General features: G+C 70.2%; 18 protein-coding genes and 1 pseudogene. 4 read left to right on the forward strand and 15 right to left on the reverse strand.

Annotation, left to right across the window (positions count from 1 at the left end; genetic code table 11):
• Position 1: 1 nt before the first annotated feature.
• Both QN245_RS17905 and QN245_RS17910 read right to left on the reverse strand, forming a co-directional pair.
• On the reverse strand, positions 2–952 hold the full coding sequence (locus QN245_RS17905; RefSeq protein WP_317843804.1) for a hypothetical protein: 951 nt from the start codon (positions 950–952) through the stop codon (positions 2–4).
• 153 nt (positions 953–1,105) lie between these two features.
• Positions 1,106–1,951: a glycosyltransferase family 2 protein gene (locus QN245_RS17910; RefSeq protein WP_160970675.1), complete on the reverse strand. Its 846-nt coding sequence runs from the start codon at positions 1,949–1,951 to the stop codon at positions 1,106–1,108.
• A gap of 432 nt (positions 1,952–2,383) precedes the next feature.
• On the opposite strand from QN245_RS17910, the gene QN245_RS17915 reads away from it, so the two are divergent.
• The 4 genes from QN245_RS17915 (at position 2,384) to QN245_RS17930 (ending at position 7,661) form a co-directional block, all read left to right on the forward strand.
• The gene (locus QN245_RS17915) at positions 2,384–3,535 is read left to right on the forward strand and encodes a phosphotransferase enzyme family protein (protein WP_317843805.1); all 1,152 of its coding nucleotides are present in this window, start codon (positions 2,384–2,386) and stop codon (positions 3,533–3,535) included.
• A 92-nt stretch (positions 3,536–3,627) separates the two neighbouring features.
• Entirely contained in the window at positions 3,628–5,808 is a 2,181-nt protein-coding gene (locus tag QN245_RS17920) for a TonB-dependent siderophore receptor (RefSeq protein WP_317843806.1), read from the forward strand.
• Between the two features lie 385 nt (positions 5,809–6,193).
• The gene (gene pnuC, locus QN245_RS17925) at positions 6,194–6,766 is read left to right on the forward strand and encodes a nicotinamide riboside transporter PnuC (protein ID WP_317843807.1); all 573 of its coding nucleotides are present in this window, start codon (positions 6,194–6,196) and stop codon (positions 6,764–6,766) included.
• Positions 6,767–6,929: 163 nt separating this feature from the next.
• Entirely contained in the window at positions 6,930–7,661 is a 732-nt protein-coding gene (locus QN245_RS17930; RefSeq protein ID WP_317843808.1) for a UTRA domain-containing protein, read from the forward strand.
• Positions 7,662–8,184: 523 nt separating this feature from the next.
• On the opposite strand, the gene QN245_RS17935 is transcribed toward QN245_RS17930, so the two are convergent.
• From QN245_RS17935 to gspE, 13 genes and pseudogenes are all read right to left on the reverse strand, one after another.
• Complete coding sequence (locus QN245_RS17935) at positions 8,185–9,018, reverse strand: glycosyltransferase (RefSeq protein ID WP_160970302.1); 834 nt, start codon at positions 9,016–9,018, stop codon at positions 8,185–8,187.
• A gap of 46 nt (positions 9,019–9,064) precedes the next feature.
• On the reverse strand, positions 9,065–9,718 hold the full coding sequence (locus tag QN245_RS17940) for a hypothetical protein (RefSeq protein WP_184448408.1): 654 nt from the start codon (positions 9,716–9,718) through the stop codon (positions 9,065–9,067).
• A 243-nt stretch (positions 9,719–9,961) separates the two neighbouring features.
• Entirely contained in the window at positions 9,962–12,262 is a 2,301-nt protein-coding gene (gspD, locus tag QN245_RS17945; protein WP_184644544.1) for a type II secretion system secretin GspD, read from the reverse strand.
• 11 nt (positions 12,263–12,273) lie between these two features.
• Complete coding sequence (gene xpsN / locus QN245_RS17950; RefSeq protein ID WP_184448410.1) at positions 12,274–13,053, reverse strand: type II secretion system protein XpsN; 780 nt, start codon at positions 13,051–13,053, stop codon at positions 12,274–12,276.
• A 175-nt stretch (positions 13,054–13,228) separates the two neighbouring features.
• Positions 13,229–13,864: pseudogene (gene gspM / locus QN245_RS17955) on the reverse strand (type II secretion system protein GspM); the annotation flags it as partial.
• Positions 13,845–14,969 (reverse strand): PilN domain-containing protein, encoded by a 1,125-nt coding sequence (locus QN245_RS17960; protein ID WP_184448412.1) that lies wholly within the window; start codon positions 14,967–14,969, stop codon positions 13,845–13,847. The pseudogene gspM and the gene QN245_RS17960, both read right to left, overlap by 20 nt.
• Positions 14,966–15,823 (reverse strand): type II secretion system minor pseudopilin, encoded by an 858-nt coding sequence (locus tag QN245_RS17965; RefSeq protein WP_160970282.1) that lies wholly within the window; start codon positions 15,821–15,823, stop codon positions 14,966–14,968. The genes QN245_RS17960 and QN245_RS17965 overlap by 4 nt, the downstream gene beginning before the upstream one ends.
• Positions 15,820–16,473, reverse strand: a complete 654-nt coding sequence (locus tag QN245_RS17970; protein WP_160970280.1) for a type II secretion system protein J — start codon at positions 16,471–16,473, stop codon at positions 15,820–15,822. The genes QN245_RS17965 and QN245_RS17970 overlap by 4 nt, the downstream gene beginning before the upstream one ends.
• Positions 16,470–16,886 carry a type II secretion system protein XpsI gene (xpsI, locus tag QN245_RS17975; RefSeq protein WP_184448413.1) on the reverse strand — a complete coding sequence of 139 codons (417 nt, stop codon included), beginning with the start codon at positions 16,884–16,886 and terminating at the stop codon, positions 16,470–16,472. Before xpsI ends, QN245_RS17970 begins: the two co-directional genes overlap by 4 nt.
• Complete coding sequence (xpsH, locus tag QN245_RS17980; protein ID WP_039726527.1) at positions 16,883–17,332, reverse strand: type II secretion system protein XpsH; 450 nt, start codon at positions 17,330–17,332, stop codon at positions 16,883–16,885. Before xpsH ends, xpsI begins: the two co-directional genes overlap by 4 nt.
• A gap of 78 nt (positions 17,333–17,410) precedes the next feature.
• Positions 17,411–17,848, reverse strand: a complete 438-nt coding sequence (gene gspG, locus QN245_RS17985; protein ID WP_048492274.1) for a type II secretion system major pseudopilin GspG — start codon at positions 17,846–17,848, stop codon at positions 17,411–17,413.
• A 557-nt stretch (positions 17,849–18,405) separates the two neighbouring features.
• Positions 18,406–19,620 carry a type II secretion system protein XpsF gene (gene xpsF, locus QN245_RS17990; RefSeq protein ID WP_160970274.1) on the reverse strand — a complete coding sequence of 405 codons (1,215 nt, stop codon included), beginning with the start codon at positions 19,618–19,620 and terminating at the stop codon, positions 18,406–18,408.
• Between the two features lie 121 nt (positions 19,621–19,741).
• Positions 19,742–21,472, reverse strand: a complete 1,731-nt coding sequence (gene gspE / locus QN245_RS17995; protein ID WP_184448414.1) for a type II secretion system ATPase GspE — start codon at positions 21,470–21,472, stop codon at positions 19,742–19,744.
• Between the last annotated feature and the right edge of the window lie 56 nt (positions 21,473–21,528).

Below are 21,528 nucleotides of genomic sequence, written 5' to 3' on the forward strand. Positions count from 1 at the left end.
GTTAGAACCGCCACCAGGCGGCGACGAACGGGCCGCCCGCGCCGCCGGTGTTGCGCCCGGCCACCGGCTGCTGGTAGCCGAGCTGCAGCTGCGTGCCACCGGGCAGCGTGTACAGCACCGAGGCCTGCAGCTTGCTGAAATCGAAGTTGTTGCCGCGGATCGGCGTGTTGTCGCCGGGCGCGTAGATCCGGTTCGGCCCCTTGCCGTTGCCCAGGCTCTGGATCACGTTGAACTCCCCGATCAGCATCCAGCGCGGCGCCAGCGCCACGCCGCTGGACAGGTCCAGCCGCGCCTCGTCGGAGGCATCGCCGCCGCGCAGGCGCACCGCCGTGCCCAGATCGACATAACCGTCGTGCTCGCCCAGCCGGTAGCCGCGGCCGACGCTGTAGCGCAGCTCGGCGCCGTAGTCGCCCTGGCCCAGCGCCGGCCGTTCACCGTCGCGCTGGCGCGCGTAGCCGGGGACCAGTGCCAGCACCTGCAGCGCGCCCTGCCAGGGACCGTCGCGGCCGTCCGGGTCGAGCCGGTAGCGCAGGCCGATTTCCTGATCCGACCAGCCGCTACTGTGGCGATCGCCATAGCCGCTGTCGTTGCGGTAGCCGACCTTGCTGAAATAGAAGTTGCCGACCAGGGTCAGGTCCGAAGTCAGCGCGTATTCGCCGTAGAGATTGAGCTGGTCCTGGCGGCTGCGCCCGGCATCGGGGAAGTTGCCGGACTGGCCGTGGCTGTTGAACACCGCGCCGCCATCGGTGTGGCTGGCCTTGAGGATCACCAGCCCGTGGCCGGCCTCGTCGACCCAGGCACTGGCGTAGCAGGGACCGGCGGCCAGCGCGAGCAGCGCCAGCGCCAGCCGCGCGCGGCGCGCGGGCGTGGCGCTGCCGGGAGCAGGCATGGGCATAGCGGGCGCGCAAGCGCGCGCGCGGGTGCGCGGACGCACGCCATCGAAATCATGCATGGTTGAGTTCCTGGTGGGGGTCCCCGAACCGGAAAAGCAGACGCGGCCCAGGGAGGAAATCGGCGGAACACGCCATTTGTTAAGTGACGCACTTCCCAATATAGCGAATTTATGTTGCTATGCCGCACGCGCGCGCAACGCGGCCGATTTCGTTCAGCCTGGGCGGCGCCAGCACAGCCGGGCGAAGGTGACCCAGGCATGCAGCCAGATCACCGCCCACACTGCCACCCGCAGCGGCCAGGCCCGGGTCGGTGCCTCGAACTTGCGGAAGTAGCGCCACAGGCCGCGGTGCTTGTGCCACTCGACGAACCACGGCCGCTTGCGGCTGGACACGCCGCGTACGTGCAGCACGCGCAGGGTGTTCAGCACCGCCACCGTGGCCCCGGCCTGGCGCGCGCGGCGGCACAGGTCCAGGTCCTCGGCATGCAGCCGGTAGCCGGCGTCCCAACCGCCGATGCGCGCGAACAGCGCACGCGGCAACAGCATCAGCGCACCGGACAATGCCGGTACCGGCTGCAGCGGCTGCGCCGGGTCGGCCGCCAGCGCCAGCCGCGAGCCGGCCAGCGGATGCCGCAGCATCGCCGCGAAGTCCGGATCGCGTCGCCGCACCGCGGCGTCGGCGCGGCCGTGCTCGTCGACCTGCTCCACGCCCAGCAGCGCCTCGCCGAGCGCGGCGGCCTGCGCGCGCAGTTGGGCCAGGGTGTCGGGCTCGACCATCAGGTCGGGATTGACGAAGGCCAGCCACGGCGCGTCGCTGGCCGCGGCGCCCTGGTTGCAGGCGGTGGCGAAGCCGGGGTTGTCGGGATTGGCGATGAAGCGCACCCGCGCATCGTCCAGCGCATGCCGTTGCACCACCGCCAGGGTGTCGTCGCGCGAGGCGTTGTCGATCACCCGGATCTGCGCCACTTCGGCCGCCGCGCGCAACCGCTGCAGACAGGCATCGATGGTGCTGCCGCTCTCGTAGGTCACCACCACTACGGCTATCTGCTGTTCGCTCATCCGCCAATTATCCCGCATGTCTCCCGCATGCGCCGCCCGCCACGCGCGCGGCGGGCATGGCGGCGGCGGCGATTGCCGCGCATACTCTGCGCCCCGTGCGCTGCGCGGCCGCCTGCGGCCCCGCGCGTGCGGGAGACGGAGCGATCCGTGCCCTCTCCTTCGCCCAGTGCAGATGCCGGTCAGCGTTGTTTCCTGTCCAAGGCTGCCGCCCCACCCCGCACACCGCGCGCGCCACCTGAGCCCGCGCGCATGCCGAGATGCCGGCGGCGCCACCGTCCCCGCTCCCGATCGCGCGACCGGGCCCTCCGCCAGGCCTCCCCGCTCCTGGTCTAGACCAACCATCCGCGAAAGCCGCGCCGCAGCGCATTGCATGCCCGGCATGCAGCCGCCAACGTGGCGCACTGGGTCGCGCCGACGCCACGAGGCGCGCGCATGAGCGCCCGCCACCAGATGCACGGCATGGGCACGCAGACCGTCGTGGCCGACTGGCCGCCGCTGTCCGACGGCGAGGTGGAGGCGCTGCTGCAGCAGTACCCCGTGCCCGGTCGCCTGCGCGCCCTGCGCTGGCACAGTCCGCGTCCGTTCTCGGCGGCGGCGGAGGTCGAGACCACCGCGGGCACGCTGTTCGTCAAGCGCCACCATCGCCGCGTGCGCGACCTGCACGCGCTCGGCGAAGAGCACGCCTTCATCGCCCACCTGCGCGCACGCGGCATGCCGGTGCCGGAGGTGCTGCGCGACCGCGACGGCGCCAGCGCGGTGCGGCGCGGCCACTGGACCTACGAAGTGCTGCGCGCCGGCGAGGGCGAGGACCGCTACCGCGAGGCGATGTCGTGGACGCCGTTCGCCGACACCGCCCATGCCGCCGCAGCCGGCCGCGCGCTGGCCGCGCTGCACCGCGCCGCCGCCAGTTACGCGGCGCCGCCGCGCACCACCACTGTGCTGGTCGCCAACCTGCGCCTGTTCGTCCAGCCGCAGCCGTTGCAGGCGCTGCAACACGACCTGGCGCGGCGCCCGGCGCTGGCGGCGTGGCTGCAGCAACGCGACTGGCAGGACGACCTGCGCGCGCACCTGCTGCCCTGGCACGCGCAGGCCTGGCCGCTGCTGCAGACACCGCCGCCGGCGCTGTGGACGCACGGCGACTGGCATGCCTCCAACCTGCTGTGGCGCGGCCATGGCCCGGCCAGCACGGTCAGCGCAGTGTTCGATTTCGGCCTGACCGACCGCACCTTCGCCCTGTTCGACCTGGCCACCGCGATCGAACGCAACCTGATCCCGTGGCTGCAATTGGACGACGGCGGCAGCGCGGTCGCCGACCTCGACCAGCTCGACGCGCTGCTGCAGGGTTACGCCTCGCTGCTGCCGCTGGACGCGGCGCAACTGCGCTTGCTGACTGCGCTGCTGCCGCTGGTGCATGCCGATTTCGCACTCAGCGAGATCGAGTACTTCGCCGGCATTACCGGCTCGAATGCGCACGCCGAGATCGCCTACCGCCGCTACCTGCTCGGCCACGCCGCCTGGTATGGCGAGGACGAGGGCCAGCGCCTGCTGCGACATCTGCAGCGGCGCGCCGCGGCCGCGCCATGAACCGCCGTCTCGACACCGTCACGCCTGTCGTCCGCGCACTGCGCGGGCGTGCCGCTTCCCTCTTTCGTTTCGTTTGCCCGAGGTCGTCCCGCATGCTTCCCACCCGCCGCTTCCCCGCCCCGCACGCTCTCACGCTGGCGCTGGCCATCGCGCTGCCGCTGCCGGCCCTGGCCGCCGACGCAGCGCCGGCATCCGCCGCGACGCAAACCCCGGTCGACCTGGACGCCGTCAACGTGCAGGGCCGCCAGCCGCACAACCGCAGCAGCCTGAGCGGCTACGGCGATGCACCGCTGCTGGATACGCCGATGGCCATCGACACGATCGACCGCACCCAGCTGTCCGACCGCCAGGTGCGCGTGCTCAGCGAGGTGCTGCGCGCCGACGCCGCGGTCGGCGACAGCTACGCGCCGATCGGCTACTACGAGAACTTCCTGGTCCGCGGCTATTCGCTCGACGCGGCCAACAGCTACCGCATCAACGGCCTGACCATCGCCGGCGAACAGAACGTGGCGCTGGAGAACAAGGAGCAGGTGCAGGTGCTCAAGGGCCTGTCCGGGGTGCTGTCCGGCATCACCACCCCGGCCGGGGTGATCGACTACCAGACCAAGCGCCCGCAACACGTGCGCAGCCTGGTGCTGAGCGGCGACGACGACGGCAGCCGCGGCGCGGCGGTGGACCTGGGCGACTGGTTCGGCAGCGAGCGCCAGTTCGGCCTGCGCGTCAACGCCGCGCACGAGACGCTGCGCAGCTATGTCGACCACGCCGACGGCCACCGCAACTTCCTGTCGCTGGCCGCGGACTGGAACATCGATCCGCAATCGACCCTGCAGCTGGACGTGGAATACCAGGACCGCCAGCAGCGCTCGGTGCCGGGCTACCAGTTGCTCGGCGGCACGCAGTTGCCGAACGGGGTGTCCGTGCACCGCCTGCTCGCCTACCAACCGTGGTCCAAGCCGGTCGGCATCGAGGCGCTGAATGCACAGGTGCGCTACGAGTACCGCTTCAGCGACACCTGGAATGTGCACGTCGCCGCATCGCATAGCCGCGCGCTGATCGACGATTACTCCAGCTTCGCCTGGGGCTGCTACGGCGCGGCCAGCTGCGCCGGCGACGCGGTGCCCAACTACTTCAGCCGCGAAGGCGACTACGACATCTACGACTACCGCAGCCCCGCCGACAGCCGCCGCAACGACGAACTGCAGGCGATCGCCAGCGGCAGCGCCAGTACCGGCGTGCTGCAGCACCAGTTCCAGGTCGGGGTCGACTATCTGCATCGCACCATCGACCGCCACGGCTCGATCAATGAAATGATCGGCAGCGGCAACATCGACGCCGATCCGCCGCTGCTGGCGCCTGCAGACGCCGTGCTCGGCCCCAAGCGTCGGCGCCTGGACAGCGAACAGACTGCCCTGCTGGCCAGCGACCGCATCGGCATCGGCGATGCCTGGCAGCTGCTGCTGGGCGCGCGCCAGGTGCGCTACGACGAACGCGCCTGGGACCGCGACGGCACCCTGACCCGGCGCACGCGCCGCTCGGTGCTGCTGCCGCAGGCGGCACTGCTGTTCAAGGTGCAACCGTCGCTGTCGCTGTACGCCAGCTTCGCCAAGGGCCTGGCCCCGGGCGGCACCGCACCGTGGTTCGCCAGCAACGCCGACAGCATCCTCGCCCCCACCAGCGCCTACCAGCGCGAGGCCGGCATGAAGTACGAGCGCGACGGCGTGACCCTGGGCGCGGCGCTGTTCGACATGCGCCAAGCCAACCAGTACGCGCAGCCGCAGGCCGACGGCAGTTTCCTGTTCGTGCAGCAGGGCCGCCTGCACAACCGCGGCATCGAACTGTCCGCCGCCGGCACGCTGGGCGCCGGGCTGCACCTGCAGGCCAGCGTCGCCGGCATCCGCGCGCGCGCCGAGGGCACCGGCACACCGGGCGACGAAGGCCACCAGGCACTGAACGTGCCGCGGTTGCGCGCCAGCGCCCAGGCCAGCTGGGACGTGCCCGGCGTCAGCGGCCTGGCGCTGCTGGGCGGCGCGCAGTACAGCGGCGCCAAGTACGCCGACCGCAGTGGCCAGGTCGCCGTCGGCGGCTACAGCGTCTACAACCTGGGCGCCCGCTACGCCACCCGACTAGGCACGGTGCCCACCACACTGCGGCTGAGCGTGGACAACCTCACCGACAAGCGCTACTGGCGCGACGTCGGCGCCTACGAAGGCGACGACTATCTGTTCCTCGGCGCGCCGCGGACCGCGCGGCTGGCGCTGCAGTTCGATTTTTGAAGGGCCGGGATTGGGGAATCGAGATTGGGGATTGGTAAAAGCCGAAGCTAGATGCGGATGCGTTACTGGTGTGGGAGCGGCTTCAGCCGCGACGCGCTGCCGCTGATCGGTCGCGGCTGAAGCCGCTCGTGCAACACCCACGATCCCATGCGTTTGCGAGATGTCATGATTCAGATGCCTTGATCCACGATGACGTCATTCACCATCCCCTCTTCGAACGCCAACTGTGCTGAGGGCCGTTGTAGGAGCGGCTTCAGCCGCGACGGGCTTTCCCGGTAACGCTTATCGCGGCTGAAGCCGCTCCTACAAAAACGAGCGCAATGCTGCGCGCTCGCGCACCCCCTCCAATCCCCAATCCCCAATCCCCAATCCCGGCCTCCCACCCATGTCCCCCCTCGAACTGCTCGCCGTGCTGATCAACGTGTTGGGCGTATGGCTGACCGCGCGGCGGGTGCGCTGGTGCTGGCCGGTCAATGTGTTCGCGGTGCTGCTGTACGCGTGGCTGTTCTATCAGTGGAAGCTGTACTCGGACATGCTGCTGCAGGGCCTGTACGTGGTCCTGCAGGGCTACGGCTGGTGGCGCTGGAGCAAGGGACTCGGCGACGACGGCAAGGTCCAGGTCGGGCCGCTGCCCTGGGCCGAGGGCGTGCGTTCGGTACTGGCCGGCGCCACCGGCGCGGTTCTGCTGGGCTGGCTGATGCACCGGCACACCGATGCGGCATTGCCGTGGCTGGATGCGGCGCTGTCGGCGTTCAGCGTGGTCGCCAGCGTCTGGGCCGCGCGCAAGCGCATCGCCAACTGGGGCCTGTGGATCGTGCTGGACTGCGTCTACGTCGGCGTGTTTCTTTACAAGGGGCTGTATCCCACCGCGGCGCTATACGCCGGGTTCGTGGTGCTGGCGATGTACGGCTTGCGGCTGTGGCAGGAGGATCTGCGCCGTGCGCAATCCCTCGCCTGACGCGCCGCTCCCTTTTCGCTGGCTCGCGGCAAAGCGCGCGCCTGCGTCAGGTCGGGTGCGAACGGCGCGCAGGACCGCACGAGCCTGCGATGCTCACGCATCGTCCGCGTGCCGGCCAGAAGGTAGTCTTGTCAGCCACGCTTCACCACGCCCTGGACTTCGCATGAGCTTCGCCACCACCGCCGGCTTCGCCCAGCGCATTGCCGATGCGCTGCTGGCGCGCATCGCCGCCGGCGAATGGCGTACCGACCAACGCCTGCCGGTGGAGCGCGAACTGGCCGCGCTGTTTGGCTGCACCCGCATCACCTTGCGCGAGGCCCTGCAGCAACTCGAATCGGACGGGCACATCTACCGCGAGAACCGTCGCGGCTGGTTCGTCAGCGCGCCGCGGGTGCGCCACGACCCCAACAGCATCGCCGGCTTCATGCAGTACGTGGCGGCACAGGGCGGCGTGCCGCGCACCGAACTGCTCGCCGCGCAGCGCCAGCCGGCCGGCCCGGCGCTCGCCCGGCACCTGCACCTGGACGATCCCGCGGCCGAGGTGTTCGTGCTGCGGCGCCGGCGCTGGATCGGGCGCCGCGCGGTGCTGCTGGAGACCAACGCGATCCTCGCCGCATGGGCGCCCCACCTGCTCGACCACGACCTGGCCGGCTCGCTGAGCGCAGTACTGACCCAGCGCCTGGGCTTGCGGCAGGCGCGCAGCCGGCTGTCGATGTATCCGGCCACGCTCGATGCGGAGCAGGCCGCGCTGCTGCAATCCACCGCCGGCACGCCCTGTTTCCGCCTGCAACGCGTCAGCTACGCCGCCGACGGCCGCGCCGTGGAATTCGACATCGAATCCTGGCGCCACGACGTGCTGGAAGTGTCGGTGGATGTGTACGCGCCGCCGGAGTGAGGCTGACTCTGCATATCGCCGCGCAGGCGCGCTGCCGGGAGTGGCTTGTATGGCCATCTGGGTCGCTCCCGCGTCACCACCAGAACCACAGGCGAAGATCGCCCCTGCCGATGCAATAGTCTCCCCGCCCCTTCGGGATGCCGTCGATCCCGTCTCGCAGGGCTGCAAGCCAGACCGCGCCAATGTCGAGTGCAGCCGGCGCTAGATCCGCTGGAAACGACCACAGATCATCGGTTGTCGAGAAGGTGAGGCGCAGCTTCTCCGGAGCGACCCACGCAGCGCGGCCGCGCCGATTGTTTGGAACGACAAGCTCGGCCTTAGTGGATGCTGTGATCGCGATAGCACGTGAACCGCCGCCATCGGTAACCAACGCATCAAGCAAGGCCAGCAGGGACTGGCATCCATCTGGATCTGCGTTGAGATGCCCGCCGGGGTAATTGCGCTCGTTCTCGAGATAGCGCCACAGCGAGATGCGGCCGGATTGCGTCCAACAATGCGCACGCCGCAGGTGGGCGGCGCCAGGCTACGCATCGAACAGCGCGCGTTGCGGATCCGGCGGCGGCAGCGTGTCGTACAGGCGCTGCAACTCCTCGCGGCAGGCGCGCAGCGGATCGTGCATCAGGAACCCGGCCAGGCGCGCGTGCCAGGCCGGCCAGCGCGTGGCCAGCGCGTCCATGTCGCCGTCGGCGGCGCGGCCCTCGCCGCTGCTCGCGACATGCGCGGTCTCGCACAGCACGTTGCGCCAGCCGAGCCCGGCCATGCGCAGCGACAGGTCGGTCAGCGCCGCATACCAGGAGCCATAGCTGCTGGCGTCCAGGCCGCCGGCGCGCTGCCGCGCCACCCCGCGCAGCACCACCGCATGGCACACCGCCGACGGCAGTTCCGGATGCAGCGGTGGCAAGGCCGCGCAGGCCCGTGCCAGGCGCTCGGGATCCTCGGGCAGCGGATTGATCTCGCCCAGCCGCGGCCACGCGCAGGCTTCGCCGGCATTGCTCCATGGCGTGGCGCTGGCGATGGCCGCATCGCGCGCAAGGCAGGCGCTCAACTGCAGCAACCAGCCCGGCCCGGGCTGCGCATCAGCAGCCAGCACCGCCACGTCGGCGTCGCCGCAGGCGCGCAGCATCTCGTCCACATGCGCGACTTCGCCGAGCATGCGCGGCCGCCGCGTGTAGTCGGCCTGCAGGCGCGTACGCGCCAGCCAGGCCTCGATCACCCGCATGCCGCGCGGCCCGGCCTGCGCATCGTCGGCCAGCCACACCCGGGTGCCGGCCGGCGTGTTCGCCTCCAGCGCGCCCAGGCAGGCGTCCAGCGCGACGTCGTCGACGCCGACCGCCAGCAGCACGATGGGCAGGTCTATACAGACACCTGCAAGCCCGGGATCAAGCGCATATTCTGCTCATCACTCAATTCACGAAAAAATTATCGACATACACCATGGAAGGCACATTCTGCACTTCGCCCAAGTTGGTTACATAGTTCGATGTGTAGCCCGATATCGTGACCGTCACTTGCTTCCCGGCGTACTTCGACATGTCTATATTGCTCACCTGCCTGAACCTCGGACACGACTGTGTCACGGAACAGCTTTGCTGCTCCTGGTTTCTACCGCTGTAAGAAGCCAGGGACTCCGTCGCTCCTGTGGCCAAATCCTTGATCGTGACGTACAGGTATCCCGTCTCAAAAGTACGTGGAGTCGATGCGGGCTGGAAGATATCCCCGATCTTGTAGGCAAAGCTCAGTTTCGCCGCTACGGGAACGACGAAGGTCTGGGACACGCGCCCACACAGATTATTCGCTCCCACGTCTCCTCTATAGTCGAACGACACGACCGCCACATAACCATCGGCCGGACTCTCTGTGGCACCACCCAATCTCGCCCCACCCTGAGTGTAAGTCGCGTTCGCGCAACTCGAAAAAGCACCGGACTTGCCGAATGCGGCTTCCCATACCCAAGGCTGACCAGGCCTATTGAACGCTCCGTTCACTACTTGAGCATGCGCACTTAAAGGCAACACGCCGGAAACAGCAAAAAGCAGAAGAGCGCATTCTTTACGCATAAAACCTCCTGTAATTCATCTTGCTCGCCACTGAAACAGGACATTACATCAGACTGGATATCCACAGACTCCGTTGAAAGGCAGAAAAGGTGAGATCCTAGCGGCAGATCAAAATTGAGCCTCGCAACAGCAAAGATCGCACTCCACCATGCCTGACCGCATCCACATAAGATACTTGATCGGTTAGCGACTTGATCGTGTGCGCGGCCTGCGTTTCAGCAAGCCGCACACAGGAGTGTCCGCTTACTTCTTGCCGCGTGCCGGCAGCGGCTTCATGGCCTCGAATTTCTGCCCGTATTCGTCGGTGAGATTGCGCGCTTCCTGCGGGTTGCGCACGATCGTCGGGGTCAGCAGTACGATCACTTCGTTGCGGCTCTTGTCCTGGGTCTTCTGTCCGAACAGCGCACCGACCACCGGCAGCTTGCTCAGGTAGGGCACACCGTTGCTGCCGTCGGTGGTGCTGTCGCTGATCAGGCCGGCGAGCATGATGGTGTCGCCGCTCTGCACCGCGGCCTCGGTCTTGACCCGACGGGTGTTGATCGGCACGTTGCAGGCGGTGCTGGTGCCAGCGCTGGTGCCGCAATTTGTCGGCGCCGCACCGGGCGAGCTGACCTCCTGCACGATGTCCAGGAACACCATGCCGTCCTTGGTCACCCGCGGGCGCACCTTCAGGATCACGCCGGTGTCGATGTAGTTAACCGAGGAGTAGGTAGTGCCGGTGCCCAGGCCGGTGTCGACGCTGACCGAATTGATCGGAATGCGCGTACCCACATTGAGCGTCGCCTCGGCGTTGTTGCGCACGAACACCGATGGCGTCTGCAGCAGCTTGACGTTGGTGATCTGATCCAGAGCAGTGATCACCGCTGCGGCGTTCCTGCCTAGGAAAGTCCAGCCCAGGCCGCTACTGCCGGTGATCTTACCGGCGATATCGCCCCAGATCTTGCGGCCCTGCGCACTGGGCAAGCCTGCTCCCGGTCCGAGACCGGTGGAGTTGGCCACGTTGGAATCGGCAGAGGCGTTGACCGAATTCTCGAAGAACCAGTTGACGCCATACTGCAACTTGCCGGTCAGGTTGACCTCGGCCACCTGCGCCTCGATGTGCACCTGCATCGGCATCACGTCGAGCTTCTCGACTATGTCGCGGATCGAGCGCCAGGCCTGCGGGGTCGAGCGCACCAGCAGGGTGTTGGTTTCCTCCACGGCCGACACGCCGACCTTGTCGCCCTGCACTTCCAGGGTCACGCTGCCGTTGCCGGCAGTGCGCGGCGACAGCTGCAGGCTGCCGTTGCCGAGGCCGCCGCTGCTGCTGCCGGAAGAACTGCTGCCGCCGCCCAGGCTGTCGCTGCTGCCACCCAGGCTCCCGCCCAAGCTGCCGCCGCCCAGGCCGCTGCTGTCGCTGCCGTTGAAGCCGCCCAGGCCGCCGCCGTTCAACTGGCTCATCTGCGAGCCCGGCATCAGCGAGGCGTTGGAATCGCCGCGGTTGCCGCCGCCGGCGCCGAACACTTCGGCCAGGCGGTCGGCCAGGTCCTTGGCCTTGATGTACTTGAGTTCGTAGGAGAACAGCCGCGCGCCGCCGCCGGCGCTGTCGATGCGGTCCAGCCACTCCTGGATCTGGTCCAGGTAGCGCGCCTGCGGGGTGATCACCAGCACCGCGTTGGCGTTCTCCAGCGGCATGAAGCGGAACATGCCGGCGCTGGGAGTCTTGCTGTTCTCGCCGAACACCTTCTCCAGGTCGGCCGCGACCTGCTCGGCCTTGCCCGACTGGATCGGGAACACACCCACCGACATGCCCGACAGCCAGTCGACGTCGAAGATCTGCACGGTGCGCAGGTAGTTCTCCAGCTCGGCGCGGGTGCCACCCAGGGTGATGACGTTGCGCGAGCCGTCGATGCCGACGATGGCGTTCGGCCGCGCGTACGGCTCCAGCACCTTCTTCATCTCGCTGGCGGAGATGTATTTCAGCGGCACCACGCGCACCTCGAAGCCGCGCGCGTTGGCCGGCGAGGCGGTGCTCGGCGCCACCGTACCGGCCAGGGCCTGGTCGGCGGGGACGATGTTGTAGCGGCCGCCGCTGTAGACCATGCGCGCGTTGTTCCAACCCAGCACCATCTCCAGCAGGTTCAGCGCCTGCGCCGGCGACACCGGCTTGGGCGTGGCCAGGGTCACCGTGCCCTGCACGCCCGGCGCGATCACGTAGTTCTGCCCGAGCATGTCGCCGAGGATGGCCTTGACCACCGCCTGCAGCGATTCGCCCTCGAAGTTGAAGGTGGCGCTGCCGCTGCTGGCGTTGCCCAGCGACGGTGCTGGCGCTGCGGCGGCCGCGGAATTGATCATGGTGCCGCTGCCGCGGCGGATCACCGGGGTGGCGCGCTCGGGCAAGGCATTGGGATCGGCCGGGCCGCCCTCGCCGTCGTTCTGGGTGCTGCCGGCCGCGCCGACCTGGGGATTGATCGCGGCGCCGCGACGGACGTCCGGCGAGGGCGTGGTGGCGCAGCCGGCCACCAGGCCGATGGCGAGGAACAGGGAAAACAGACGCGGCGTCATGCGATCACTCTTCAAGGGTTCTGACCTGAGGGGTTGTTCTGGCGCTGTTGCTGCAATTGCCGGCGCCGCGCTTCGATCCGCTCGCGGATGGCCTGCAGCTGCTCCGACGAGGGAGCCGGCGACGACGGCGCGGGTGCGCTCGGGGTCGGTGCCTGGTTCGGCACCGGGTTGGGGGCGGACTGGGTCGGCGGGCGCGGCGCGGTGGCGTTGGACTGGCCGTTGGGCGCGGACGCAGGCGGCGGCATCTGCCCTTGCCCGGCAGCCGTGCGCCCGGCCTGCCCGAGCACGGTCGGCGGTTGCCCGCCCTTGCCGTCGAACACCTTCAACTCCAGGGTCTGGGTGCCGCCGCTACCGCTGACCGTGGCCTGGCGCGGCGCCAACGACAGCAGCCGCCAGCCCTGCACCGCGGCGCCGCCTTCCTGCAGGCGCAGCGATTCGCCCTGCTCGGTGGTCAGCGTCGCCATCTTGAAGCCGTCGGTGAGCAGCACGCCGGTCAGGCGTACGTTGGGTGCGGCGGACTGGCCGCTGTCGGCGCTGAGGAAGAACGGATGCGGGCGGCGGTCCTCGGCGAACACCGGGCGCGCGGCGATCTCCCCGTACTGAGAGAAATCGCCCAGGCGCTGCGTGCTCGCCGCGGGCAGGCCCGGCAGCCGCTGCAGCATGGACGGATCGTCGGGCAGGGGCGCCACGCGCTCGCCGAGCCCGCCCAGGCCCAAGGCCCAGACCAGCAGCCCCCACAGCGCCAGCGTGCCCAGCCACACGGTGCGCAGGCCCATCGCTTCAATTCGCATGGCGGCCCTCCACCTGTTGCGGCAGGTCCGCCGGGGCGGTATTCGCAGCGCCGGGCGTGCCCGGCAGGTTGGTCGCGCTGGGCGCGGCCTGCGGCGCTGGCGCGGCAGCCGGCTCGCTCGGCCCGGCACCGGCGGAACCGCCAGCGTTCATCACCGGTGTGGCCGCGGCGGGTGCCGCCGCTGCAGCCGGGTCCGGCGTGGCGGACGCCGGCGGCGCCGGCATCGCGTTCGGGCGCAGGTAGCCGGCCAGTTCGAAAGCCACGTCCAGGCCGTTGCCGCTCTCGCCCGGCGAGAGCTGGTAGCGCTGCGCCATCACGTTGAGGTTGTCGACGAACAGCGCCGGCGTGCCGCTCTCCAGCGCATGCAGCACGGCGGCCAGTTCCGGCGTGCCGCAGCGCAGGCGCACCTGCACCGCGACGCGGGTGAAGCGGTCGCTGCGATTGTCGGCGGCCAGCGGCGAGCGGTTGCTGATCGCGCAGCTGCGGTTGCCGGGGCTGGCCGTGGCCACCGCGCTTTCCAGGCGCTGCACCAAGCCGGCCGAGGCCAGCTCGGCCGATGTCTCGCGCAAGAAGCCCGGGCGCGTGGCCAGTTCGCGCTGCGCCTGCTGCAGCCGTTGCGCCACCTGCGGCGCCTGCTGCAGCTGCATGCGCACGCGCAGTTCGCGCTGGCGCAGTTCCTGGATCTGCGTATCGACCTCGCGCATCGGCACGGTCCACCACGGGTGCACCAGCACCAGGTAGCCCAGCGCCAGCGCCGCCAGCAGCAGCCCCAGCGCCAGCCAGCGGTCGCGCTTATCGACCTGCACCGGCATCGGCGGCCTCCTTGCGCTTGGTCCCGGCCAGTTCGGCGGTGAGGGTGAAACGGTCGCGGTGGCTGCCCGGGTCGGCCTGCAGTACGCCGGTCAGCGACGGCGTGCGCCACAGCGGCGAGCCTTCCAGGCGCCCGACCAGCGACGAGGCTTCGCTGCTGAGGCCGATCAACTGCAACTGGTTGCCCTCGATCGAGAACTTCTCCAGATAGGTGCCCTCCGGCAGGCGCTTGCTCAGTTCGTTCCAGACCTCCACCGAGGCCGGGCGCTCGGCGCGCAACTGGTCGAAGAATGCGGCACCTTCGACCAGGTCGATCAGTTGCTGGCGCTGCGCGGCGACGGCGCGCGCGCGCTGCGCCCCGCTGTCCACCTGCGTGCGCAGGTGCTCCAGCGCGTCGCGGCGGTTGTCCAGCAGCTGCCAGCCGGCGGCGCACAGCGCCAGCAACGCGGTGACGGCGAGGATCGCGTTCCAGCGCCGCATCGGGTCGGCGCGGCGGTGGCGCTGTTCCTGCGGCAGCAGGTTCACCCCCAGCGGCGCGCCAGCGCTGCCGGCGACGTCGATGCCGGCCAGGGTCGGGCGCAGCGCGCCAGCGCTGGCCTGCAGGTCGTCCAGCACGCGGCGCGGCGCCACCACCAGTTCGGCGTCGAGCTGGGCGTCGTCGCGGCGGCCCTCGGCGCGCACGTCGTAGATCACCTGGTCGGCCTGGAACGGGGTCTGCCGGTCGATCTCGAACTTCACCACCTCGCGCAGGTGCTCGGCCGCCGCCGCCGGCAGCCGTAACCGGCGCTGCAGTGCCGCCTCGGCCGGCAACAGCCACACCCGCGGCAACGCCGCCAGGCGCGGCCCCAGCAATGCCTCCAGTTCGTCGGGCAGCAGCGGCCACGGCAGCGCCAGCGGCGCGCCCAGTTCGGACTCGACCTGCCGCGCCAGCATCAGCTGCTCGCCCTCGCGCCACAGCAGCAGCCGCGCCTGCGACCAGCCCAGTTGCAGCTGCCAGCGCGGCGGCAGCCACGCCATCAGCGAGCGCTGCCACCAGGCCAGCAGCCCGCCCGCACCGGGGGCGATGCGTACGCCAAGTTTGTCCATCGTGTCGCGCCACGCCGTCATCGCACCGTCGTTCCTTCTTCCCAACGCAACACAGTGTAGGCGGAGCCCGGCAGCGCCGACGAGCCTGGGCGCACCACCGCACGCAACACGCCCTCGCGGCCATTGCCCAGCCGCGCCCGGCTTTCGATGCTGTAGGTGCCGCCACCGCCCATGCCGACCATGCCGAGCTGGGTCTGGTCGGTGCGTTCGCGCTGCGCCAGCACCTGCTGCGCGTCCAGGCCGAGCGCGGTCAGCACCGGCCCCGGCGCGAAGTCCGGCGTTGGCCGCGACACGCCGCCGTACAGGGTCAGGTTGGGCAGCAGCTTGGCGTACAGCTCCGGGTCCATCCCCAGTACCAACTGCAGCTCGGCCAGGCTTTCGAACGGCGCATCCTTGGCGCCATAGGGCAGGCCGGCCGCGGCATAGTCCGGGTCCTCGGCGCCGTTGGGCTGGGTCAGGTTGTCCGGGTCGCGCCAGTCCACGATCGCCGCGGCGATGCGCTCGGCGCGCTGCGGATCCTCGCCGACCGCGCGCACCAGCGCCGCCAGCAGTTGTGCATCGGCCATGTTCAAATCGACCTTGCCGCTCTCGTCGGTGACCCGCAGGTCTACCGTGGCGCCTTCGTACTGCCAACGGTAGCGGCGTCCGTCGGCGCGCCAGCCCGGTTGGGTGGGCGTGCCGGCGAGCCGGGTCAGCGCGTATTCCAGGCCTGCGCGGGCGCGCTCCTGCGCCTCGGCGCCGTCGCCGAGCACCTTGCCCTGCAGGTTCTCGGTGCGCGCGGTCAGCGCGAAGGCTCCGATCAGGGCGGTCAGCAGCGCGATCAGCCACAGCACCAGCACCAGGGCGGCGCCGCGGTCGCGACGTGCCGCGCTCATTGCCGCATCTCCGCGCCGCCGGCCTGGCGCAGCGCCACCACCAGCGGCGGCCATGCCGTGCCGTCGCCGCTGCGCAGTTCGATCGAGACCAGCAGCGGCAGCGTGTCGGTGCGCTCCCAGCGCTCCTGCCAGGGGCCGATGGTGCCGCGCTCCGGGTCCAGGCCGCGATAGCGGAAGCGCACCTCGCGCAGGTCGCGCGCCAGCGGCTCGGGCGGACGCGGCGGGGTCTCGGCCAGTTGCTTGCCGGCCTGCACCTGCACCAGCGCGATCGCCAGTTGCCGATGATCGCCGTCGCCACTGACCCGCAGGTCGTGCAGATAGGGACCGCCGCGGCCGAGGTACTCGGGCAGATCGGCGACGAACTGCATGCGCTGCGGTTCGCCGACGAAGCGCACCGGCTGCAGGGTGTGCGTGTCGATGTCCAGTGGCAGCGACTGCGCGCCGCTCAGGCGCCGGCGCAGGAAACCCTCGACCGCGCGCATGCGTTCGCTGCGCCCGGCGATCGCTTCGCCGCGGCCGCTGATCGCCATCGCCGAGCGCAGCGTGGCGAAGGCCAGGGTCAGGCCGCCGACCAGCAGCACCGTGGCCAGCAGCACTTCGATCAGGGTGAAGCCGCGCGCAGTGGCGCGGTGCGGCGCGCGCGCGTTCATTGCGGCACCCCGTTGCCTTGCGGGGCGACCAGGCGCAGGGTCTTCCACTGCAGTGCCTGCGCCGGCGTATCGCCCCAGCGCACCTGCAGGGTCAACTGCAGCAAGGTCGGCGCGCCGGGCGTCACCGCGGCATCGGGCGGCCGCCGCGGGTCGGCGTAGGGCGCCACGTCCAGGGTCCAGCGGTAGCGGCCCTCGTCCAGCGTGCCCTGGCTGCGCCCCGGCTGCAGCGGCTGCTCCACGCCCTGCGCCGCCAGCAGCGATTGCGCATACAGGGTGGCGCGGCTCAGTTGGTCGGCGCGCTGCACCTGGCGCGCGGCACCGGACAGCGAGCCCAACAGCAGGGTCAGCGCCAGCGCCAACAGCGCGAACGCCACGATCACCTCGATCAGGGTGTAGCCGCGCTGGCGGTTCATGGGCCCGCCTGGTCCGGTGCACGCCCGACCGTGACCTCGCCGGTCAGCCAGGTCACATCCACGCGCCAGCGCGCCTGGCGCGCCTGCAGGTCGATGCGCCCGCCGGTGGAGGCGCCGTCCTCGAAGAACTGGATCGCGCCCTCGCCGTCGCGGCGCTGCGCCTGGCGCGCACCGGTGAAGCGAATCGTCAGCGACGGCGGGATCTCGCCGTGGCGGCCGTTGGGCGCCTGCCAGCGGTGCGCCTGCGGATCGATCAGGAAGCGCTGCGGCTGGCCGCTGGCGATCGCCTGGGTGCGGGTGTAGCGCAGTTGCGAGGCGATCTCCTTGGCCGCCGAGCGCAGGCGCATGCCGTCGATGCCGCCGGTCAGCACCGAGGCCGCCAGCAGCGCGGCGATCGCGATCAGGCCCACCACCAGCAGCATCTCCAGCAGCGACACGCCGCGCATGCGCGCACGCGCAGCCGGCGCGCACGCCGGCGCGCCGAAGCGCAGCGCGCCGGCAGGGGCCCGGATCACGGCGCCGGATCACTCGTACTTGATGTCGGCGTCGTAACTGCTGCCGCCGGGCTGGCCGTCCTTGCCCAGGCTGATCAGGTCGAACGGACGGCCTTCGCCGGGCACCTTGTACTCGATCGGGTGGCCCCACGGGTCGTTCAGTTCCGCCGGCTTGGCGTACGGGCCGAGCCAGCCGCTGACGCCGCCCGGCGCGGTGACCAGGTCGTCGAGCTTGGACGGCAGCTTGCCGGTATCGAGCTGGTAGTTGTCGATCTTGCCGGCCATGGTCTGGATCTGCGACTTGGCCAGGTTGGCCTTGCCGCGATCGGCGCCGCCGAGCACGCGGCTGCCGACCAGGGTCAGCACCGCGCCGATCAGCACGATGACGATGATGATTTCCAGCAGGCTCATGCCCGCCTGGCGTGCGGCGGACGGGGAACGGGTGAGGGAGCGGCGGAGAGTGCGCATTGCATGGATCCTTGCGGTGGAAGACCTATGTAGCCGAACACGGTGACGATGGCAGCCGGCGCCGGCCGGCGGTACAGCGGCGCGTCACGCACGCCGTCACACCTGGCGGCGGAGGATCCGTGCCGCGCGCACGCACGGCCGCGGCCGGCATGCGCGGCGCCGCTGGCAATGGGACAGGGACGGCGGCGGAAGGTTCCCGGCCGGAAACGCGCGGCGTCACAGTCCGCGAGGGCCGCCCGAGGCCCGGCCGTGGCCGGGCGTTCGGCGCCACATGCGCGATGGCGCGCCGCGCGGACGCACCAGGCAAGGCCGCTGCCGCCCATGGCGTCGCATTGCCGGCTCCGGATAGACCGGCCCGGCCATCCATGGCCGGGCGTTCGGCCATGCGCGAACCGGTGGTTCGCAAGCGCATGGCCTCTTTCGATTCATTCGGCCGCTGCGCCAGACGCACGCGCGGCCATCCATGGCGCAACATCACGGGCGCCGGAACCACCGGCCCGGCCATCTCTGGCCGGGCGTTCGGCGCCACATGCGCCATGGCGCATAAGCGTGGCGCCTCACCCAATCGCATTGGTGAGGTCGTAGAGGGGGACGAGGACGGAGATGATCACCAGGCCGACCACCGAGGCCAGGACCAGGGTGATCGCCGGCACCATCGCCGCCAGCAGGCGGTCGATGGCCTGGGCGGTCTCCTGCTCGAAGGTGTCGGCGGTCTTCAGCAGCATGATGTCGAGGGCGCCCGATTCCTCGCCGACCTGGATCATCTGCAGCGCCAGGCGCGGGAAGCGCTTGCCCTTGGACAGCGACGCCGACAGCCCGTGGCCGTTCTTGACGTCGTCGGCAGCGGCGCCGACGTCCGCCGTCAGCGCCAGGTTCGACAGCACGTTGCGGGAGATGCCCAGCGCCGCCAGCAACGGCACGCCGTTGCGCAGCAGGGTGCCGAGGGTGCGGGTCAGGCGCGCCGTCTCCAGTCGCGAAATCAGCACGCCGACGAAGCGCTGGCGCAGCAGCCAGGCGTCGAAACTGGCGCGGAATGCGGGGTCGCGGCGCTTGCGGTCCACCGCCAGGAGGGTCACCCCGGGCACCACCAGCAGCACGATCCACCAGTCGCGCACGAACAGGCCCACGCTCAACACCGCCTGGGTGAACCAAGGCAGGGCCACGTCCAGGCTCTCGTACATCTGCGCGAACTGCGGCACCACGTAGCCGAGCAGGAACAGCAGCGCGCAGCCGACCACGCTGACCAGGATCGCCGGGTAGATCAGCGCGTTGATCACCCGTCCGCGCAGTTCGCGGCTGCGCTCGAGGTACTCGGCCAGGCGCTGCAGGGTGTCGTGCAGGCTGCCGCCGGCCTCGCCGGCGCGCACCATGTTGATGTACAGGCGCGAGAACAACCCGTGCTGGCGCTCCAGCGCGGTGGACAGCGGCGCACCGCCGCGCACCGCGTCGCGGATGTCGCCGACGGTGCGCTTGGAGCGTTCGTCCTCGGGCAGTTCGAGCAGGATCGACAGCGCGCGGTCCAGCGGCTGGCCGGCGCCGAGCAGGGTCGCCAGTTGCTGGGTGAACTGCACCAGCGCCGCGCCGTCGAACGGCTTGGGCCGGAACAGCCCGCGCAGCGAGGTGCCGCCGCCCTCGGCGGCGAGCCGGGCCTGCATCGGCATGTGCCCCTGCTCCTGCAGGCGCAGCGCCACCTCCGCCTCGCTGGCGGCTTCCATCTGCCCTTCCAGGACCTCGCCGTGCGAGTCCAGGGCCTTGTAGCGATAGAGCGGCATCAGACGCGGGACCCGGGACCCGGGACCCGGAACCCGGAAAACAGCAATGCCGCATCGCGCGCGCGCCGACGCGACGCGCCGAACGAGCATGCGGGTGCGACGGACCTCCGCGGCAGCGACATCAGGTTTCCTCCGTCACGCGCAACACTTCCTCGATCGTGGTCTGGCCGCTGAGCGCCTTGGACAGGCCGTCCTCGTACATGGTGCGCATGCCGGCCTCGCGCGCCAGCTGCTCGATCTCGCCCATGCCGGCGTGGCGCATCACCGCGCGCCGCAGCGCGTCGTTCATCACCAGGAATTCCATGATCGTGGTGCGGCCGACGTAGCCGGTCGGCGCGATCGCCGAGGGCCGCGGGCGGTACAGGAAGATCTCGCCTTCCGGCTGCAGCCGGCGCAGTTCGAACTTCTCGATCTCCTCCGGCGAGGCCGCGTAGCGCTCGGCATGGGTCGGCTCCAGCCGCCGCACCAGGCGCTGGGCCAGGATGCCGTTGATGGTGGAGGTCAGCAGGTAGTCCTCCACACCCATGTCGAGCAGGCGGGTGATGCCGCCGGCGGCGTTGTTGGTGTGCAGGGTGGACAGCACCAGGTGGCCGGTCAGCGCGGACTGGATGGCGATGCGCGCCGTCTCCAGGTCGCGCATTTCGCCGATCATGATGATGTCCGGATCCTGACGCACGATGCTGCGCAGCGCATGCGAGAAATCCAGGCCGATCTGCGGCTTGGCCTGGATCTGGTTGATGCCCTCGATCTGGTATTCGACCGGGTCTTCGACGGTGATGATCTTGACGTCGGCGGTGTTGAGCTGGCTCAGCGCGGTGTACAGCGTGGTGGTCTTGCCCGAGCCGGTGGGGCCGGTGACCAGCAGGATGCCGTGCGGCTGCTCCAGCACCTTGCGGAACTGCGGCAGGAACGCGTCGGTGAAGCCGAGCCGGTGGAAGTCGAACACCACGGTCTCGCGGTCGAGCAGGCGCATCACCACGCTCTCGCCATGCGCAGTGGGCACGGTGCTCACGCGCAGGTCCAGTTCCTTGCCCTGCACCCGCAGCATGATGCGGCCGTCCTGCGGCAGGCGGCGCTCGGCGATGTTGAGCTTGGCCATGATCTTGACGCGGCTGATCACCGCCGCGGTCAGATTGGCCGGCGGGCTCTCGCCGTCGATCAGCACGCCGTCGACGCGGTAGCGCACCTTCAGCCGGCTCTCGAACGGTTCGATGTGGATGTCCGAGGCGCGCAGTTCCACCGCACGCTGGATCACCAGGTTGACCAGACGGATCACCGGCGCTTCGGAGGCCAGGTCGCGCAGGTGTTCGATGTCGTCGGCGGCGACGCTGTCGCCGTCGGCGGTTTCCACGATCGCGCCCATCGCGCTGCGGCCCTGGCCGAACCAGCGCTCGATCAGGTCGTCGATCTCCGAGCGCAGGCCGACCCGCGGCAGCACCTGCAGGCCGGTGGCCAGGCGCACCGCGTCGGCGGCATAGGCGTCGTGCGGATCGGCCATCCACAGTTCCAGCACGCCGTCGCGCTCGCCCAGCGGGCACACATGGAACTGCTTGAGGAAGCGCAGCGACAGCGGCTGCGCCTCGGGCAGGCTCTCCGGCGCGGTGGCCGGCAATTGCTTGGCATCGAGCAGCGGCAGGCCCAGGACCTCGGCGCTGAGTTCGGCGTGGTCGCGCTCGGAGACCAGGCCCAGGCGCGCCAGCAGCGCCAGCAGGCTGCCGCCGGATTCGCGCTGCAACTGCCGCGCGCGCGCCAGGTCGCCGTCCTTGAGCCGGCCCTTGGCCAGCAACGCCGCGATGATGCGGGTTTCGGGCGTCTCCACGGCGACGACAGTGTCCTTCACGAGCGCATTCACGCGATCCCTCCCAGATGACCGTGCGACTTTAGCAGTTCGGCATGACCCGACGCCGA

It is taken from the genome of Xanthomonas rydalmerensis, from assembly GCF_033170385.1.
In the GTDB taxonomy this organism is placed as follows: domain Bacteria; phylum Pseudomonadota; class Gammaproteobacteria; order Xanthomonadales; family Xanthomonadaceae; genus Xanthomonas_A; species Xanthomonas_A rydalmerensis.

Excerpts from the sequence above, each read along its gene's own strand:
- QN245_RS17905 (WP_317843804.1), bottom strand. The coding sequence starts at position 952 with ATGCATGATTTCGATGGCGTGCGTCCGCGCACCCGCGCGCGCGCTTGC.
- QN245_RS17910 (WP_160970675.1), bottom strand. The coding sequence starts at position 1,951 with ATGAGCGAACAGCAGATAGCCGTAGTGGTGGTGACCTACGAGAGCGGC.
- QN245_RS17915 (WP_317843805.1), top strand. The coding sequence starts at position 2,384 with ATGAGCGCCCGCCACCAGATGCACGGCATGGGCACGCAGACCGTCGTG.
- QN245_RS17920 (WP_317843806.1), top strand. The coding sequence starts at position 3,628 with ATGCTTCCCACCCGCCGCTTCCCCGCCCCGCACGCTCTCACGCTGGCG.
- pnuC (WP_317843807.1), top strand. The coding sequence starts at position 6,194 with ATGTCCCCCCTCGAACTGCTCGCCGTGCTGATCAACGTGTTGGGCGTA.
- QN245_RS17930 (WP_317843808.1), top strand. The coding sequence starts at position 6,930 with ATGAGCTTCGCCACCACCGCCGGCTTCGCCCAGCGCATTGCCGATGCG.
- QN245_RS17940 (WP_184448408.1), bottom strand. The coding sequence starts at position 9,718 with ATGCGTAAAGAATGCGCTCTTCTGCTTTTTGCTGTTTCCGGCGTGTTG.
- gspD (WP_184644544.1), bottom strand. The coding sequence starts at position 12,262 with ATGACGCCGCGTCTGTTTTCCCTGTTCCTCGCCATCGGCCTGGTGGCC.
- xpsN (WP_184448410.1), bottom strand. The coding sequence starts at position 13,053 with ATGCGAATTGAAGCGATGGGCCTGCGCACCGTGTGGCTGGGCACGCTG.
- QN245_RS17960 (WP_184448412.1), bottom strand. The coding sequence starts at position 14,969 with ATGACGGCGTGGCGCGACACGATGGACAAACTTGGCGTACGCATCGCC.
- QN245_RS17965 (WP_160970282.1), bottom strand. The coding sequence starts at position 15,823 with ATGAGCGCGGCACGTCGCGACCGCGGCGCCGCCCTGGTGCTGGTGCTG.
- QN245_RS17970 (WP_160970280.1), bottom strand. The coding sequence starts at position 16,473 with ATGAACGCGCGCGCGCCGCACCGCGCCACTGCGCGCGGCTTCACCCTG.
- xpsI (WP_184448413.1), bottom strand. The coding sequence starts at position 16,886 with ATGAACCGCCAGCGCGGCTACACCCTGATCGAGGTGATCGTGGCGTTC.
- xpsH (WP_039726527.1), bottom strand. The coding sequence starts at position 17,332 with ATGCGCGGCGTGTCGCTGCTGGAGATGCTGCTGGTGGTGGGCCTGATC.
- gspG (WP_048492274.1), bottom strand. The coding sequence starts at position 17,848 with ATGCGCACTCTCCGCCGCTCCCTCACCCGTTCCCCGTCCGCCGCACGC.
- xpsF (WP_160970274.1), bottom strand. The coding sequence starts at position 19,620 with ATGCCGCTCTATCGCTACAAGGCCCTGGACTCGCACGGCGAGGTCCTG.